General features: G+C 70.1%; 15 protein-coding genes. 7 read left to right on the forward strand and 8 right to left on the reverse strand.

Annotation, left to right across the window (positions count from 1 at the left end; all coding sequences use genetic code 11):
* Window positions 1–447: 447 nt before the first annotated feature.
* Entirely contained in the window at window positions 448–2,559 is a 2,112-nt protein-coding gene (locus tag FPZ12_RS08995; RefSeq protein WP_144750544.1) for an MMPL family transporter, read from the reverse strand.
* A gap of 82 nt (window positions 2,560–2,641) precedes the next feature.
* On the opposite strand from FPZ12_RS08995, the gene FPZ12_RS09000 reads away from it, so the two are divergent.
* The 3 genes from FPZ12_RS09000 to FPZ12_RS09010 all read left to right on the forward strand — a co-directional run bounded on the left by FPZ12_RS09000 (window position 2,642) and on the right by FPZ12_RS09010 (window position 5,752).
* The gene (locus tag FPZ12_RS09000; protein WP_144750542.1) at window positions 2,642–3,319 is read left to right on the forward strand and encodes a TetR/AcrR family transcriptional regulator; all 678 of its coding nucleotides are present in this window, start codon (window positions 2,642–2,644) and stop codon (window positions 3,317–3,319) included.
* Between the two features lie 406 nt (window positions 3,320–3,725).
* Window positions 3,726–4,586 (forward strand): geranyl diphosphate 2-C-methyltransferase, encoded by an 861-nt coding sequence (locus tag FPZ12_RS09005; protein WP_144750540.1) that lies wholly within the window; start codon window positions 3,726–3,728, stop codon window positions 4,584–4,586.
* Between the two features lie 26 nt (window positions 4,587–4,612).
* Window positions 4,613–5,752 carry a family 2 encapsulin nanocompartment cargo protein terpene cyclase gene (locus FPZ12_RS09010; RefSeq protein ID WP_144750538.1) on the forward strand — a complete coding sequence of 380 codons (1,140 nt, stop codon included), beginning with the start codon at window positions 4,613–4,615 and terminating at the stop codon, window positions 5,750–5,752.
* Here FPZ12_RS09010 and FPZ12_RS09015 read toward each other — a convergent pair.
* Together FPZ12_RS09015 and FPZ12_RS09020 are read right to left on the reverse strand one after the other, a co-directional pair.
* Complete coding sequence (locus FPZ12_RS09015) at window positions 5,739–7,007, reverse strand: CocE/NonD family hydrolase (RefSeq protein ID WP_243769750.1); 1,269 nt, start codon at window positions 7,005–7,007, stop codon at window positions 5,739–5,741. The two genes, FPZ12_RS09010 and FPZ12_RS09015, sit on opposite strands and share 14 nt — an antisense overlap.
* 130 nt (window positions 7,008–7,137) lie before the next feature.
* Window positions 7,138–7,581, reverse strand: a complete 444-nt coding sequence (locus tag FPZ12_RS09020; protein WP_144750536.1) for a L,D-transpeptidase — start codon at window positions 7,579–7,581, stop codon at window positions 7,138–7,140.
* Between the two features lie 195 nt (window positions 7,582–7,776).
* Here FPZ12_RS09020 and FPZ12_RS09025 point away from each other — a divergent pair, with 195 nt between their 5' ends.
* The 4 genes from FPZ12_RS09025 to FPZ12_RS09040 all read left to right on the forward strand — a co-directional run bounded on the left by FPZ12_RS09025 (window position 7,777) and on the right by FPZ12_RS09040 (window position 11,121).
* Window positions 7,777–8,394, forward strand: coding sequence for a TetR/AcrR family transcriptional regulator (locus tag FPZ12_RS09025; protein WP_243769751.1), 618 nt, complete (start codon window positions 7,777–7,779; stop codon window positions 8,392–8,394).
* Window positions 8,395–8,873: 479 nt separating this feature from the next.
* Window positions 8,874–9,557 (forward strand): hypothetical protein, encoded by a 684-nt coding sequence (locus FPZ12_RS09030; protein WP_144750534.1) that lies wholly within the window; start codon window positions 8,874–8,876, stop codon window positions 9,555–9,557.
* Window positions 9,550–9,846 (forward strand): hypothetical protein, encoded by a 297-nt coding sequence (locus tag FPZ12_RS09035; protein WP_144750532.1) that lies wholly within the window; start codon window positions 9,550–9,552, stop codon window positions 9,844–9,846. The genes FPZ12_RS09030 and FPZ12_RS09035 overlap by 8 nt, the downstream gene beginning before the upstream one ends.
* A 117-nt stretch (window positions 9,847–9,963) precedes the next feature.
* Window positions 9,964–11,121 (forward strand): macrolide family glycosyltransferase, encoded by a 1,158-nt coding sequence (locus tag FPZ12_RS09040; protein ID WP_243769752.1) that lies wholly within the window; start codon window positions 9,964–9,966, stop codon window positions 11,119–11,121.
* A gap of 6 nt (window positions 11,122–11,127) precedes the next feature.
* Here the strand turns inward: FPZ12_RS09040 and FPZ12_RS09045 are convergent, their stop codons facing one another.
* The 5 genes from FPZ12_RS09045 to FPZ12_RS09065 all read right to left on the reverse strand — a co-directional run bounded on the left by FPZ12_RS09045 (window position 11,128) and on the right by FPZ12_RS09065 (window position 16,541).
* Window positions 11,128–11,556, reverse strand: a complete 429-nt coding sequence (locus FPZ12_RS09045; RefSeq protein WP_243769753.1) for an SRPBCC family protein — start codon at window positions 11,554–11,556, stop codon at window positions 11,128–11,130.
* Between the two features lie 297 nt (window positions 11,557–11,853).
* Window positions 11,854–13,473 carry a PucR family transcriptional regulator gene (locus FPZ12_RS09050; protein ID WP_144750530.1) on the reverse strand — a complete coding sequence of 540 codons (1,620 nt, stop codon included), beginning with the start codon at window positions 13,471–13,473 and terminating at the stop codon, window positions 11,854–11,856.
* A 13-nt stretch (window positions 13,474–13,486) separates the two neighbouring features.
* The gene (gene menC / locus FPZ12_RS09055) at window positions 13,487–14,593 is read right to left on the reverse strand and encodes an o-succinylbenzoate synthase (protein ID WP_144750528.1); all 1,107 of its coding nucleotides are present in this window, start codon (window positions 14,591–14,593) and stop codon (window positions 13,487–13,489) included.
* Entirely contained in the window at window positions 14,590–15,444 is an 855-nt protein-coding gene (locus tag FPZ12_RS09060) for a GNAT family N-acetyltransferase (protein WP_144750526.1), read from the reverse strand. The genes menC and FPZ12_RS09060 overlap by 4 nt, the downstream gene beginning before the upstream one ends.
* Window positions 15,441–16,541, reverse strand: a complete 1,101-nt coding sequence (locus tag FPZ12_RS09065; protein ID WP_144750578.1) for a M20 family metallopeptidase — start codon at window positions 16,539–16,541, stop codon at window positions 15,441–15,443. Before FPZ12_RS09065 ends, FPZ12_RS09060 begins: the two co-directional genes overlap by 4 nt.
* Between the last annotated feature and the right edge of the window lie 15 nt (window positions 16,542–16,556).

Here is a 16,556-nt window from a genome sequence, read left to right on the forward strand (position 1 = left end):
AGCCAGTGGTCACCGCTTGCCCGGCGCGCCGCCCGCGCGGTAATGGGCTCCGCTCAAACCCGGCGGATCACGCCCTGGAAACCGCGCCCCAGTCCCGCTCTCCGGGCTCCCGCTCTCCCGGCTCCCGCTCTCCCGGCTCCCGCTCTCCGGGCACCCGCCCCGGGATCACCCGTATTGGCCCCGCCCGCGCGCATGTTGGCCACCCCCGCGCACGTGTTGGCCACCCCGGCGCGCGTGTTGGCCGCCCCCGCGCACGTGTTGGCCGGTGCAGGAGCGGCGCGGCGCCGCCGGGACCGGCGCACCGACGCGGCGGGCCAACGCCAGCGGCCAACACGCCAACGCCGGAGGCCTACACACCAACGCCGGAGGCCAACACACCAACGCCGGAGGCCAACACACCAACGCCGGAGGCCAACACACGGACGGGAGCGGCCAGCATGGTTTCGCTCACGCGGGCTGCTTCTCCCGGGGCGCCGGGGCCGATTCGGTCACGCCGAAGCGGTCGTGGAACCGGCGAAGCGGGCCCGGCGACCACCACGCGAACCGGCCGAGGGCGCGCATTCCCGCCGGGAGCAGGATTCCGCGCACCAGCGTGGCGTCCAGCAACACGGCGAGACCGGTGCCGAGGCCGAACATCTGGATGAAACTCACCCCGCTGGTCCCGAACGCGAACAGGCTGATCGCGAGCAGCGCGGCCGCGGCGGAGACGATCCGGCCCGAATGCGACAGGCCGTCGACCACCGCGTCGCGGAGACTCGCGCCGTGATCGCGCGCTTCCTTGATCCGGCTGATCACGAACACCTCGTAGTCCATCGACAGCCCGAAAGCTATACAGAACAACAACATCAGCATGCTCGTGTCCAGCGGCAGCGGCGTGAAGCCGAGCACCGAAGCCCCGTGCCCGTCCTGGAAGATCAGCGTCATCACGCCCAGCGTCGCGGACAGGCTGATCAGGTTGAACAGCAAGGCACGCAACGGTTGCAGGACGCTCCCGGTGAACAGGAACAGCAGCAGGAACGTCGTCACCGCGATGATGCCCGCCGCGAGCGGGAGCCTGCTGCCGATGGTGTGCTTGCTGTCCACCAGCGTGGCCGCGTCACCGCCGACCTGCACGTCGCCCGGCGCGGGCAGGGCACGAATCTGCTTCACCAGATCCTGCGCCTGATCCGAACGCGAGTCGCCACCGGTCACCACTGTCCAGCGCTCCGCGCCCGGCGCCGACTGCGAGGAAACCCTTGTCACGCCGGGAAGTTGCGACAGCCGCCGCGTGTAGTCGGCGCTCGCGGCCGGCGTCGGCTGCCCCTCGGTGACGATCTGGATCGCGCGGCTGTCGTTCTGCGGGAAATGCGCACGCAGCTCGTCCCCGACGACGCGGCTCGCGGCCGTCACGGGCAGCACGCGTTCGTCCGGGGTACCGAACTGGACGTTGAACAGCGGCAGCGCGGCCAGCACCAGTACGGCGAGCACGGGCAGCGCGGTCACCAGCGGGCGGCGCAACACGGCGCGGGCCACGCGCGCCCACCGAGGCGAGACCGTGCTCAGGTTCCGCCGCCACGGCAGCCTGCCCGCGTTGACCCGCGGCCCGAGCACCATCAGCAGCGCGGGCAGCACCACGACCGCGCTGATCATCGCGATCACGATCACCCCGACGCCGGCGTAGGCGAACGAGCGCAGGAAGTACAGCGGGAACAGCAAAAGCACCGCGAGCGCGACGGCGACCGTCGCGGCGCTGAACGCGATCGTGCGGCCGGCCGACGCCACCGTGGCGATCACGGCGGATCTTGTGTCCCCGGAGTTCGCCAGCTCCTCGCGGAACCGGTTCACCGTCAGCAGCGCGTAGTCGATCCCGAGCCCGAGGCCGAGCGCGGTGGTCAGCTGGATCGCGAACACCGACACGTCGGTCAGGGAACCCAGCACGGAAAGCTCCGCGAAGGTGCCGACCACCGCGATCCCGCCGACCACCAACGGCAGCAACGCCGCCACGACGCTGCCGAACACCACGAACAGCAGCAACGCGATCAGCGGCACGGCGATGGACTCGGCGAGCGCGAGATCTTTGGTCACCTGGTCGTTGATGTCGACGTTCGCGACGGCGCTGCCGCCGGCGGTGACCGTGATCGGCCCCTGCTCACCGCTGTAGCGGCTGACGAGATCCTCGACCTTGTCCTGGTCGGGCGCGTGGGCGGCGATCAGCGCGGAGCGGCCGTCGTCCGATTTCAGCGCGGGAAGGCCGGTCTGCCAGTACGACGCGACCTGGGACAGTTCCCCGTCCGCGGCGACCCGCGCGCTCAGCCCGGCCGCCGCGTCGCGCACGGCCGGGTCGTCGACACTGCCGCTGGAGGCCTGGACGAGGAGCAGGAAGTCCGACGTACCCCCGAAATTCCGCTGGATGAGGTCCTGCGCCTGGCTCGATTCGGCGCCGGGGTCGGTGAACCCCTGCGACTGGAGTTTGCCGAAGGCGGTGGTGCCGAGCACCCCGGCTCCGATCATGAACAGCACGGCGACGGCGAGCACCGCCCGTGCGTGGGTGGCGGCGAACCGCCCGATCCGGACGAACATGACTACCCCCGGGAAGTTGACGCCCGTAAACTTGGTGGGCGTTAACTTGCCATGGGATGTGTACGGGTGTCAACATCGCGCTGTGAATCCCTCAGCGACCGTTCGAACCGGCTACCACCACGGCGATCTCCGCAACGCGCTGATCAGGGCCGCCGCGGACCTGGCCAGGGAGGGTGGCCCACGCTCGGTGACCATCCGCGCCGCCGCGCGGATGGTGGGCGTGACACCGACGGCCGCGTACCGGCATTTCGCCGGCCACGAGGAACTGCTCCAAGCGACCCGCGAGCTGGCCATGACGGGGCTGACCGAGGCGATGAACGCCGAGGTGAAGAAGCTCCCCGGCGTGACCGATCCGGTGCGGCGCGGGCTGCAGAACCTGGCCGCCGTCGGCCTCGGTTACCTCACCTTCGCCACCAGGGAACCGGGCCTGTTCCGCACGTGCCACGCGAAGGGCGAGGGCGAGTCGTCGGTGTTCGACGTGTGGACCGCCGAGCCCTTCCGCAAGGCCATCGCGGTGATCGACGAGCTGGCCGAAATCGGGTACCTGCCCCCGCAGCGGCGGCCGATGAGCGAGGTCGCCATCTGGTCGGCGGTGCACGGGCTCGCCATGCTCTTCCTCGACGGGCCGCTCGGCGACGCGAGCGAGGAGATCCGCCAGGCGGCGATCGAGCGCACCTTCGAGGTGACCGCCACCGGGCTCGGCGCCCCGCCGCTCACCGGTGAACTCCGCGAGGACCTCCTCCGGATCATCCGCTCCTGACGGAGTAGCACCGGGTCACCCCGTCGGGCGCCGTTCTCATTCTTCGTGCACGCCGCCGCCGGAATCCGGACGCAAGCCATTCTGGCCGGTTGAGGCGGACGCCAGCGCTTTTCCCCCGGCAGGCCGACAGCGGCGCACCCGCACCAGGTTTCTCGCACGTTCGCATTGGTCCGTCCGCCCGCGCATTGGGCCGAACGGGTTGCCGGGCGTCACCGCGGGTCCATTCCGTGCTCGTGGCATTTGAGTGACCCGGACGGTGACTCGAAAGGAGTCCTTGTGCGCCGAATTCGAGTTGATATGTTGGTTCCAGCGGCCACGAAATGACACCGGGCCGAATACGAAGTCCTGATTACCGGCAATTCCCGCGCATTCGCGCCGGGGATGCGAAGCAGGAAAGGAACCACCCGTGACGATCACCCGCCCCGCCCCCGCCGAGGTCCTGCGCACCGAGTACCAGAAATCGGTCGCGTCGTACTGGAACGCGGAGCAGGATCCCGTCAACCTGCGGCTGGGCGACATCGACCGGCTCTACCACCACCACTACGGCATCGGCGAGGTCGACCAGTCCGTACTCGAAGGCCCGGAAGAAACCCGCGACGAGCGCATCATCGCCGAAATGCACCGGCTGGAGACCACGCAGGCCGAAGTGCTGCTCGACGCGCTCGGCGCCGTTTCCCCGCAGGACAGGCTGCTCGACGCCGGATGCGGCCGCGGCGGCAGCAGCATCATGGCGAACCGCCGGTTCGGCTGCCGGGTCGACGGGGTTTCCATTTCGCGGAAACAGGTCGACTTCGCGAACGCCGAAGCGGAGTCGCGAGGGGTGTCGGACAAGGTCCGCTACCATTTCAGGAACATGCTCGACACCGGTTTCGACAGCGCCGCTTTCCAGGGGATCTGGAACAATGAGAGCACGATGTACGTCGATCTGTTCGAATTGTTCGCGGAGCACGCGCGGCAGCTGAAGTTCGGCGGCCGCTACGTCACCATCACCGGCTGCTACAACGACGTGACGGGCGGCCGGTCCAAGGCCGTCGCCCAGATCGACCAGCACTACACCTGCAACATCCACCCGCGCAGCGCCTACTTCAAGGCGATGACCGCGAACAACCTCGTGCCCATCTCGGTCGTCGACCTGACCGCGCAGACCATCCCGTACTGGGAGCTGCGGGCGAAGTCCCCCGTGGCCACCGGCATCGAGGGCCCCTTCCTCGACGCGTACCGCGAGGGCAGCTTCCACTACCTGCTCATCGCCGCCGACCGCATCTGAAGACCGTCTTCTCCAGGAGTGAAGCCATGACGGACCCGGACCGCGCGGTCGCCCTGCTGGCAGGCCCGACCGGACTGGGCACCTCCGCGGCGCGGCTCAGCGCGAAGCTCGGCCGGGTCGAGGCGGAGGCGCCCGCCACCGCGCCCCTGCCCGACCCGGCGTACGCGGAAAGGCCTTGGGGCGACGGCAGTTTCCCGCCGTTGTACTGCCCGGTCACGGAACGGATCAACGAGCCGCTCGCCGAGGAGGTCGACCGGCGGCTCGTCGCGTGGGCCGTCGAATGCGGGTTCGACGAGGAGGAGGCGGCGAAGCTCGGCAAGACCGGCTTCGGCCGTTTGGTCATGCTGGCGCACCCGGACTGCGAGGATCCGGACAGGCTGCTGATCTCCGCGAAACTCAACGCGGCATGGTGGGCGGCCGACGATTTGTACTCCGACGACACCGCGCTCGGCGCCGTGCCGGAAAAGCTGTCGTCCCGGCTGATGCTGGCGATGGCGGCGATGGACCCGGTGCCGCCCGCGGGCGAGTTCAGCGTCGAACTGGACGAAAAGCTGGAGGGGGACAAGGTTCTCGTCGCGCTTCGCTCCGGCGTTGATCACCTGCGGCGGTACGGCACCCCGGCCCAGGTCCAGCGGGTCAACTTCGCCACGTTCACGATGTTCGTGTCGTGGAACGCCTACGCCGCCTGGCAGCACAACGAGGAGTCCCCGCCCGCGTGGGAGTACCTCGCGGCCCGCCAGCACGACAGCTTCTACACGTCCATGACGCTCATCGACGTGCTTGGCGGCTACGAGCTGACGGCGAACCTGTTCTTCGAGCCGAAGGTCCGCCGCGCGGCGATTCTGGCGGGCACCACGGCGGTGCTCGTGAACGACCTGCATTCGGTGGCGAAGGACCTGGCGGACGAGAACCCGCCCGCCAACATGGTGCTGCAGGTGGCCGGCGACCGGGGCTGCTCGATCGAGGAGGCCACGGAGATCACCGTGGCGCTGCACAACGATCTGGTCCGCGACTTCCAGTCCACGCACGAAAGCCTGCTCGCGGTCGCTTCGCCGGAGCTGCAACGGTTTCTGCGCGGCCTGCGCGCCTGGATGGGTGGCGGGCTCGAATGGCACTCGACCAGCCCGCGCTACAAAACGGAAGCCGCCGGCGTCAGCGAGGGATGACCGGGACGTACAGGTGCGAGGCGCGGTCGCCGCCGAAGTGGACGGTGGCGCCGTGCCCGCTCCTGCGGTCATCGGGGTCGTTGTGCGCCAGAGGACCCAGGTTGTCGTCGTCGGCCCGCACGCGCAGCTGCAACCGGTGCCCGGGTTCGAGCGTGAGGGACGTCGGCCAGATCTCCACTTCGAGCAGGGTCGGCACGCCGGGTTCGAGCGGCTGGATCTCGTCGTGGGTGTGCCACGGGCGGTACGGGCGACTGCGCTCGCGGTCGAGTTCGCGGTGCGAGGCGCGCAGCCAGCCGACGCCCATCGGCACCGGAGTGGCCACGCCGCCGGGGCCGATCCCGGGAATGCGTTCGCCGTCGGCGTCGTACTGTTCGAGCTGCACGAACACATCGAGGTCCTCGGTGCGGGACGAGACCCACAACCGCAAGGCGAGCGGGCCGGTGAGTTCCAGTCGTTCCGGGGCGGTGAAGTCGAACTCGGCCGGGAACGGCGCCTCTCCCCCGGCGGGCCGGTGCCGGCTGAGTTCCTTGTCCCCCAGGTAAAGCCGGGTCCATTCGGTGCGGTGCAGCGGCCAGTCCTGTTCGTCGCGCCATTCGACTTCACGACCCCGGCGGATCGCGAGCCGGACCGGCGGGACACCGTCCATGGCGGCCGGGTCGTCGTGGAGAAAGCGTTGCAGGAACCGGAGTTGGAGGTCCTTGGCCCAGTCCGCGTAGAACGGGTCGATGTGGGAACCGACGTGGACCACGAGCCATTTGTGCTCCGACGCGGCACCGGCCCAGCCTTCGAGGTTGCCGCGCAGGTGCAGGTGGATCGAGCCCCAGTTTCCCGCCGACAGCACGGGAACCCGCACCCTGGCGAGGTCGGTGGTGCGCTCGCGGTACCAGTCGTCGGCCAGCTCGCGCGCCTTGAGGTCGTCGGGCATCGAGGCGTGGCCTTCGCCGTTGAGCTGCGGGATGATCTGCTTCCGCCACCAGCTTTCGGTGGCGTTGGTGTAGATCCCGCCCTGGCGGCCCCAGTCACGGTAGAAGTCGGTGCAGCCCTCCCAGGCGACGATCGCGGCCAAATGCGGCGGCTCCAGCGCGGCGACGCGCCAGCCGAGCATCGCGTACCAGGAGATGCCACTGCTGGCGACCTTGCCGGTGGACCAGGGCTGCACGCCACACCACTCGATGACGTCGTAGAAGTCCTCGGCATCGGCGGGGCTGAAGACATCGAGACAGTCGCTGGCCCGGGCGTTACGTCGCTCCCGCACGAATCCCCGGCTTCTCCCGCGTCGGACACGAGCTCGTGCGCACCATGCCAAAAGCGCAGGCCCGCCCTGAACAGCTCAGGCATGCGCCATCTTGAGGAAGGTGCCGCTTTCGACGGTCGTCGCCGGTGGATCAGGGCACGACCTCGACCACGTCTCCGGTACGCAGGGTCTGGAAGAACTTCACCGCGGACCCGTGGGACAGGTGCACGCAGCCGTGCGAGGGCACGCGCAGGCTGCCTTCGTGGAAGGCGACGCCGGTGTTGGTGAAGAACACGGAGTACGGCATCGGGCCGTTGTACTGCTTGCTGTAGTGGTCGATGTCCTTGTACTGGACGTGGAAGCGGCCCTTCGGCGTCGGGTACTGCTTGGTGCCGACGGTGGTCTGGACCGGGCCGAAGGTCACGGCGCCGTGGTCGGTCAGCCAGGCCTTCTTGGTGGACAGCTGCAGGCAGGCTCGCGCCTGGCTGGAGCAGGGCGTGGCCGCGGCGTCAGCGGTGCCGGCAGTGGCGATCCCGAGCGCGCCGACCGCCGTCGCCACCGCCACGGTCGCGGAGATCTTTCGCAAGGTAGCCATGCTCCTGGTTACCCATTCACCTCCCCGGCTATGCGCGGCGCGCGGGTTTTCCCTCCGATGGCGGCATCCGGATATCGTGGACACACCGAGAGCGAAGGGACACCCGTTGGCTGAGCTGCCCGAACACGACTCGACCAAGGCCGCGCGGATCCTGGCCGCCGCGGGCGAGCTGCTGCTGGGCCGCGGCGCCAACGCGTGACCATCGCCGAGGTGGCGCGCAAGGCGCACATCGGCAAGGGCACCGTCTACCTCTACTGGAAGACGAAGGAGGAGCTGCTGCTCGGCCTGCTGAGTCGCGACTCCCTGGCACTGGCCGACGAGACCATCGCGGCCGTGACAGCCGATCCGGAGCTGGCGCGTCCTTCCCGGTTGTGCCCGCGCATGGTGCGTGACGCGGCGAAGCATCCGTTCGTGCAGGCGCTCCAGAGCAACGACCAGGGCCTTCTCGGTCTCCTGGCGGAGGATCCGCGTTCGGCGAGCCTGCTCGAAAAGCTCGGCCCGGACGGGGTGCTGCACACGATCCTGCCGATCTGGCGCGCCCACGCCCTCGCCCGCACCGACTGGCCGCTCGACGAGCAGGCCTATGCGCTGCACGCGCTGACCACCGGGTTCCTCGCGACGACGGACAGCGCCGGGTTGCGGCCACGAGTGGCTGCTCCGGAGCGCGTGTTCGCGCGTGCCGTCACCGCCCTGCTCGGGCCCGAGGACGCGAGCCCTGACCAGATCCGGGCGGCGGCGGAGGCGGGGATCAAACACCTGACCGAGGCCCGTTCGACGGCTCTCGACCTGATCTATCAGTCGGTGCCGGCGTAGCGGCCGGGGCTTTCGTCCCTTTGGCTATGCCGCGGACTAAAGCGGCGCTGAATAGGACGTTATACAGCTGATCGGTTCGCGGCGGATTGGGGACTACCTGCCGGGCGGACAGGCATGACCGAATGGCAACATCAACTCCGCTCGATTCAAGCGCGGCGCACCTCGACGGCTTGTACCCCGATCCGGGCGGACCGCCGCGGTTGCCTTCCCTGCCCGGCATCGGCCCCACGAACGATCCGCTCACCATCGCGCACGCCACTGTCCCCGCTACCCGGCTCACCCCGCCGAAGGAGGCGGAGGGATTCCAGAACCCCATCCAGATCATCGACGACCTGGGAAACCTGATCAGCCCGGGATACTGGGGCGCAACAGGTTCTGGACGCGACGATTCACGTCAATCCGGTCGAAGAGTTTTCGACCTGGCTGGCCGGTGACTGGGAGCAGTTCGCGAAAGCCGCCGACGCGTTGAACTCGTTGTCGTGGTTCCGCGCGGATCTGCCGCCGATCAGGCGTTCCAGTATTTCTCGTCGGTCGCGACCATCGTGCGAGGATACGCCGACGGACTTGCTTCCCTGCGCGACAAATACCTCGAAGCCGCGAAGGGGGCATGGGAATTCGCCGAGGCGGCCAACGATCTCGTCCAGCAGATCTTCGACCAGGTTTTCTGGGCGGCTTTGGAAGCGGGCGCGGGCGCCGCACTGAGCGAGACGGTGATAGCACCGGCCGTGCTGTGGTCACTCGCTGCCCTCCAATGTTCTGCCATCGTCAGGGACTGGGACAGCATCACCAAGCTGCTCATGCAGATCCAAAACGCGGTCCGCGCCGTGCATGGCGAGCTCGCCCGCACCAGGCCGTTGCGAAAGCTCAAGGACAATACCGGGAACCCGCAACTGGCCGAACTCGCCAGTGAGCTGCTGGCCGGCAACGTCACGCCCCGATCCGTTCTCGAATCGGGGCTGTACGGCGAGGCTCTCGCGCCCGCGACCGACCGGCTGGCAACCTGGTATTCGGGACTGTCCGAGTCGGAGAAGGCCGAACAGTCAGCGCTGGCCGAAGACGCCACGCGTCAACTGGCGGCTGAACAACCGCCGACCCCGCGCCCGAAACGTGTCCTGGAAGAGGAATACGAAGACTTCAGTGAACGGGACTGGCTCGATGGATGACGAAGACATGACACGGTCGCAGCAGGCGGATCCCATTTTCCAGACCGGCTACTCGGCCGCCTGGATTCTCGGCCTGGCCGTCCTCGTGCTGTCGGTCTTCGGGCTCATCCGGTTCCCGCACTGGATCTGGTCCACGCCGATCGTGGCAGCACTGCTGGGGTTGGGCGTCAACTTTCGCAGGCGGACGATTCCTTCCGGGTGGGCATCGGCAGGCTTCGCCCTCTTGACCGGCGTCCTGGTCGTCGGCGCGTTGGCTCTGGGTGGCCTGGCCGCACGCGTCTCGCACTGAAAAACCCGGTGCGCGGATCCACCGCCGCCGCTAAGGTCGTCCGCATGGACTTCCCGCGCTGAGATCGCCCCCGCCCGCCGCGTCCTTTCCGCCGCAGAACGAATCGAGTGCAAGTCCATGTCCCACATCGCGATGGTGGGTGTTCCCGCCGTCAGCCACGTCCTGCCGAGCCTCGAGGTGATCCGCGAGCTGGTGCGGCGCGGGCACCGGGTGACGTACGCCAACGACCCGGCCGTCGCTGAGCTGGTCACCGGCACCGGCGCCGAACTCGTGCCGTGCACTTCGACACTCCCGGTCGCCGACAACACCTGGCCCGACGACCCCATCGCCGCGATGGAACTGTTCCTCGACAACGGCATCCAGGCCCTCCCCCAGCTGCACGACGCCTACGACGAAGACCCCGCGGACCTGTACCTGTACGACATCGGCGCGTACGCCGCGCGCGCCTTGGCCGAGATGCAGGGGCGGCCGCTCATGCAGCTGTCGCCGACGTTCGTGGCGTGGGAGGGCTACGAACAGGAGGTCGCCGCCGCGCTGTGGCAGCTGCCGGGCGCAGACGAGTACCGGGCGAAGTTCGCGCGGTGGCTAGCCGACTGCAAGGCCGCCACGACCGACATCGACGCCTTCGCCGGGCCGCCCGCCCGGGCGCTGGCGCTGATCACCCGCGCGATGCAGCCCAACGCCGATCGCGTGGACACCGGCACCGTGACCTTCGTCGGGCCCTGCTTCGGCCCCAGCACGGAAAGCTGGAGCCGCCCACCCGACGCGGAGAACGTGCTCCTGGTCTCCCTCGGCTCCGCCTACACGCGCCAGCCCGAGTTCTACCGTCAATGCCTTGCGGCGTATGGGAATCTGCCGGGCTGGCACGTCGTCCTCCAGATCGGCAAGTACACCGACCCGGCCGGGCTCGGCGACATCCCGGCGAACGTCGAGGTCCATTCCTGGGTGCCGCAACGGGAAATCCTGGACCAGGCCGACGCCTTCGTCACCCACGCCGGCATGGGCGGCTGCGGCGAGGGGCTCCTCGCGGGCGTGCCGATGATCGCCGTGCCGCAGGCCGCCGAACAGTTCATGAACGCCGACCGGCTCGTCGAACTCGGCGTCGCCCGCCGCATCGATACCCCGGACGCCACCGCGGAAACCCTGCGCTCGGCGCTGCTCGACCTGACCGGGGACGCGGAAGTCGCCCGCACGTCGGCAAAGTTGCGTGCGGACGCCCGAGCGGAGGGCGGCACGCCGCGGGCCGCGGACCTCATCGAGGAGATGCTCGGGTAAGGGAGGTCAGCGCTCCAGCGCGGCCTTGGCCTGCCGCATCTCGTCCTCGACGTCCGGCCGCAGCGTGCGGCGCAGGATCGGCTCGGCGAACCACTTCACCGGACCCTTGAACGCGCACCGCACCGTGCGCGTGACAGCCGTGCGGCCGCCGGCGGGCACGCACACCCAGCTCGCGCTGAACTCCGAAACCAGACGGGCCAGCCGGTTCGCCGGGATCGGCGGCAGCCGCACGTCCACGCGCTCCCCCGGGGTCCGGCTCATCCGCGAAACCACCCTGGGCGCGGGCCCGGGCACGCCGGGAAGCCTGCTGCGGAAACGGAATTCGGTGACATCCCCGTCGCGGCGCACCCAGTCGATCGCACCGATCTTGCCGTCGACCGCGGCATAGGCACGCGGATCCATCACGAACCCGAGCACCCGGTCCGCGGGCAACACCTCGTCGAGGTGGCCACCCGGCTATTCGCTGTTCGCCGAACGCGGCTTTGGCGCTGCTGGAGGAGATCGTGCGGCAGCATCTGGCCGCCGTCGAGGTCAGCAGCAAACAAGCGACGACACTGCCCGACGCGCCGGACGAGGCCCTGCCGGTGCGACCGGGCCGCGCTCCGCATCATCCGGGAACTGGAGCCGTTTTCCGACCTGCGTGAGGACACGGGATGCTCGGCTCCGTCTACGTCAGGACGCATTCCTCGCCGCGTGGATGGTGCACGCCCGGCTTTCCTTGGGGCTCAAGGCTTAGCCACCGTCCGGCGGCGCGACCACCCGCAGCTGCAGCATCGCCGCGAAGCGGGCTTCCGGGTCGTTCAGATCCAGCTGCGCGACCTCCGCCAGCCGCCGCAAGCGGTAGCGGAAGGTGTTGGGGTGCACGTAAAGCGCGGCCGAAGCCGCGTTCACGTCGCCGAACGCGTCGAGCCACGCGCGCAGCGTCTGCACGAGGTTGGTGTTGTGCCGCGCGTCGTACTCGAACAGGCGCGCCACCGGGCCCGTGGGCCTGTCGCCCCGCGCCGCGACCAGGTCGCGCAGCTCCAGCAACAACGCCTCCACCTGGACGTCCGCCAAGCGCGCGACACGACGGCCCGTACCCGGGCGCAGCACGCGCAGCGTCCGGTCCGCGCTCGCGCGCGCGTCGGCCAGCGCGGACACATCGACGGCGACCGGGCTGACCGCGACGGCCGCGCGCACCCGCTCCCCCACCCGGTCCAGGAACTCCGACGCGATCGCCACCGCCCACTGCTCGCCGTCGTCCTTGCCCTCCACCGGAACGAGCCCGTAAGCGACATCCCCGACGAGGGCCGTCGCCGCGCGCGGGTGCACGGCGGTCAGGTGCATGGCGAGCCCGTCGCTCATCCGCTGCCGTTCGGTCGCGACGCCCGCGTCGCCGAGATCCCCGATGATCACCAACGCCAGCACCACCACCGGCCTGCCCGACAAACCCAAGCGGGCCATCGCTTCCCGCGCGCCCGTGCCGCCTTCGAGCGCCGTGCTCAGCAACTCGGTCCGCAGCCGGCGCGAGACGTCCGTGCCTGCCCGGACGCGCAGCATGTGCAGCGCCACGAGCTGCGCCGCGTCGCACAACGCCTGCCCGCGTTCGGCGCTCAACGGCTCGCGCACCGCCGCCCAGATGGAGCCGAGCACCTCGTCCCCGGCGCGCACGGCGACCGCGACCCGCGGCAGCGTCAGCCCTTCCAACGCCTTCAAGGGATCCACGTACACCAGCTCGTCGCTGCGGTACAGCTCGCGGAACACGCCCCGGTCGGTCAGCATCCGGAAGAACCGCTCAGGCACCTGCCGCCCGAGGATCGTCTCGACCCGCGACCCGTCCGCTTCGTCCTGGCGGCCCGAGAACGCCAGCACCCGCGAGCGCGGATCCTCGATGGTGACGGGCGCGTCGATGAGCGCCGCGATCGCGTTGGCCACCGCGAACAGGTCGCCGGAGGGCACCCCGCCGAGCATCTCCGGACCGGCCTGCCCGACGTCGCCTTCCGCCAGCAACGCCCGCAGCATCGCGGCCAGCTGCGCCCACGACGCGCCGCGCGTAAGCCCGAGCAGCGCGACGCCGGTCTCGTCCACCGCTGTCGCCACCTCGTCCGGCAGCGTCACCGGCGCGCGGACCACCAGGCCCGCGGCCTCCTGACGCCCCAGCGATCGCAGCAGCCGCACGATCTCCGCGGGCTCACGCAAGCCCACGCCGAGGACGAGCGCGTGCCGGGGCAGCACCGGCTCCTCGAACGGGTCGTGGATCGCGACGCCGCCGACGTCCCCGGTCCGGTCCGGATCGCCGTAGACCAGTTCGAGCAGGGTTTCGCCGAGATCACCGAGGACGCGGCCCAGACCGCCGTACCGCGGAGCGCTCACCGGCACCACCCTCTCAGCAGGACACCCATTCCGTCGCCGTGGTCACCTCGTCCAGCAGCTCCGGCACCGGCGCGACCCCGATCCCCGGCCCGTCCGGCACCGGCAAGTGCCCGTCGGCCAGCACGAACGGCGCGGTGATGTCCGTCCGATAGTAACGATCAGACGCCGAGGTATCGCCGGGCAGCGTGAAGCCGGGCAGCGCGGCCAGCGCGACGTTCGCGGCGCGGCCGATGCCGGACTCCAGCATTCCGCCGCACCACACCGGAATCCCGTGCGCCGCGCACACGTCGTGCACGCGCCGCGCCTCCAGATAGCCGCCGACGCGCCCGGGTTTGATGTTCACGATCCGGCAGGCGCCGAGCGTGATCGCGTCCGCCGCCGACTTCGCCGACACGATCGACTCATCCAGGCAGATCGGCGTCGTCACCTGTTTCGCCAGCTCCGCGTGCCCGAGCACGTCCTCCTCGTCCAGCGGCTGCTCGATCAGCAGCAGCCCGAACGGGTCGAGCTTCGCGAGATGACGCGCGTCCGCGAGGGTGTAGGCCGTGTTCGCGTCCACCTGCAGCAGCACGTCGTCGCCGAAGCGCTCGCGCACGGCGCGGACCGGCTCGACGTCCCAGCCGGGCTGGATCTTGAGCTTGATCCGCACGTACCCGGCGTCGAGGTAGCCGCCGACGCTGTCGAGCAGCTCGCCGATCGAGCCCATGATCCCGACCGACACCCCGCATGGCACGCTGCTCCGCACCGCGCCGAGTTCCCGCGCCAGCGGGCGGCCTTCGGCGCGCAACTCGGCGTCGAGCACCGCCATTTCCAGCGCCGCCTTGGCCATCCGGTGTCCCTTGAACGGCGCCAGCACCGTGCCGACGGCGTTCGCGTCGACGCGCTCGGCCGCCGCGAGCGCGGGCACCAGGAACCGCCGCAGCACGTCGGCGGCGCCGTCCACGTACTCCGGCGAGTACAGCGGATCCGGCAGCGTGCCGCACTCGCCCCAGCCCTCGGCGTCGTCCGTTTCCACGCGCAACAACAGGATGTCCCGGGTGTACTGGGTGCCGAACGACGTCCGGAACGGGGCCACCAAAGGCATTTCGATCCGCCGAAGCTCCACTCCGGACAGTTTCACCGCTCGTCCTCCTTCGTCCCGCGGGTGACCACGTACCACCCGGCCCTGTCGAATCCCTTGATGCGCGCGCCTTCCGCGAGCAGGCTGCCGAGCGTCTCCCGGACCGCGAGCCGCCATTGCCCGGCCGTCGTGGGATCGGCCCGCCGCAGCGTTTCGATGTCCCGCGGCACCGCGACCAGCAGTGTGTCCCCGGCGAGGCTTCCACGAACCGGGCCGCCGTCCGCGCGGTCCAGCGCGACGACGGCGCCCCGGCACAGTTCGGCGTCGGCGTGCACCAGATGCGGGGTACCCGCGCAGGCCGCCGTCACCTCGGGCGCGGAGATCGGCCAGTGCACGAGCAGGCGGTCGGTCTCGTCGGTGCCGTTGATGTTGTCGCGCATGCCGCCGTAGAAGTTGGGCAGGTACTCGGCGGCGACGGCCGCGAGCTTGCCGAGGTTGAAGTAGGCGTTGCGCGCGACCAGCGGGTCGAACGTCCACTCGATCACCGAGATCCCGCGCGGCAACGCCCAAGCGCGCTGGTGCAGCTTCAACGCGAGCCCGACGTGCCGCCCCGCCATCGACGGCGAAACCCCGGCGATGTGGCTGTGCATGACTTCGCCCGCCGGGGTACCGAAAAACCCGACGCACGCGCCGACGAGCTCGTCACCCGCGTAGGCCCCGCCGACGTAGTTGCCCGCCTTGGTCAGCGCCCGCATGAGTTCCGTGGTCACCGGCGGGTTCGCCGGGTCCGGGCGCCAGATCACGTCGAACAGCCGGTACACCGCTTCGAGTTCGGCCAGTTCGGCGACCTCGCGCAGGCGCACTCCCGCCGCGACGGCCGCCTTCGCCGCCGCTTCCTCCGGACTGGTCATGACCGCCGCGCAGTGGCCAGCAGGTCGGCGACCAGTTCCGACAGCAGCAGGGTCCGCCCCGGCAGTTCGCCGACCAGCACGTGCTCGGTTTCGGCGTGCGCGCCGCCGCCGACCGCGCCGAGCCCGTCGAGGGTCGGCGTGCCGATCCCGGCGGTCAGGTTGCCGTCGGACGCTCCGCCGACCGCCGCCGACGTCAGTGGCGCAAGGCCCAGCCGGGCCGCGATCCCCTGGGCGCGCTCGAACAACGCCCGCGAGGACCGTGCCTCCAGCGGCGGGCGGTTCGGACCACCGAGCACCTCCACCCCCGCACCCTCCACAGTGGATTCCAACGCGCGCATCTCCTTGTCCACCCTGTCCTGTTCGCCGGCGTCCCGGACGCGGACGTCCACCGCGAACTCCCCCGAAGCCGGCACCGTGTTCGTCGTGGTCCCGGCCGAGAGCAGGGTCGGAGTGACCGTGGTGCCGCGCGCCGCGTCCCCCAGGCGCGCGACCGCGAGGACCTGGTGCGCCAGCTCGATCGTCGCGTTGACGCCCCGCTCGGGTTCGAGCCCCGCGTGCGCCGCGCGCCCGGTCGCCTGAACTCGGTACAGGGACACACCTTTGCGCTCCGTCTTGAGCGCGCCGCCGTCCGCGGAGGCTTCGAGCACGAGCGCCGCGTCGCAGCCCGCAGCCTCGTCCTCGATGAGCTGCCGCGAGCTGGGTGAGCCGAGTTCTTCGTCGCCCGTGACGAGGATCGTGACACCCTCGCGATCGGTGAGCGCTGCGACGGCGTGGAACGCCATGACGAGCCCGGCCTTCATATCGAAACACCCCGGCCCGCGTAGCACGCCATCGTCCACTGTGTACGGGTGCGTCGCGAGGGAACCCAAGGGCCACACGGTGTCGTGGTGCCCGAGCACCAGCACTCGCGCAGGACCGGAGCCGAACCGCCAGCGCAGATGCGTCCGTCCCGCCAGGACGATCCGTTCCGGCGGAACGCCGAGGTGCCGCGAGCCCACCCGTGCCACGACGTCCGCGCTCGCCGCCACGGCCGCCAGATCCGACGACGGTGATTCGCAGGTGACCAGCCGCTCGATATCGGCGAGCAGCCCGGGCAGGGACGGTGCGGCCAC

It is taken from the genome of Amycolatopsis acidicola, assembly GCF_007713735.2.
GTDB lineage: Bacteria > Actinomycetota > Actinomycetes > Mycobacteriales > Pseudonocardiaceae > Amycolatopsis_E > Amycolatopsis_E acidicola.

Excerpts from the sequence above, each read along its gene's own strand:
- FPZ12_RS08995 (WP_144750544.1), bottom strand. The coding sequence starts at position 2,559 with ATGTTCGTCCGGATCGGGCGGTTCGCCGCCACCCACGCACGGGCGGTG.
- FPZ12_RS09020 (WP_144750536.1), bottom strand. The coding sequence starts at position 7,581 with ATGGCTACCTTGCGAAAGATCTCCGCGACCGTGGCGGTGGCGACGGCG.
- FPZ12_RS09060 (WP_144750526.1), bottom strand. The coding sequence starts at position 15,444 with ATGACCAGTCCGGAGGAAGCGGCGGCGAAGGCGGCCGTCGCGGCGGGA.
- FPZ12_RS09010 (WP_144750538.1), top strand. The coding sequence starts at position 4,613 with ATGACGGACCCGGACCGCGCGGTCGCCCTGCTGGCAGGCCCGACCGGA.
- FPZ12_RS09040 (WP_243769752.1), top strand. The coding sequence starts at position 9,964 with ATGTCCCACATCGCGATGGTGGGTGTTCCCGCCGTCAGCCACGTCCTG.
- FPZ12_RS09035 (WP_144750532.1), top strand. The coding sequence starts at position 9,550 with ATGGATGACGAAGACATGACACGGTCGCAGCAGGCGGATCCCATTTTC.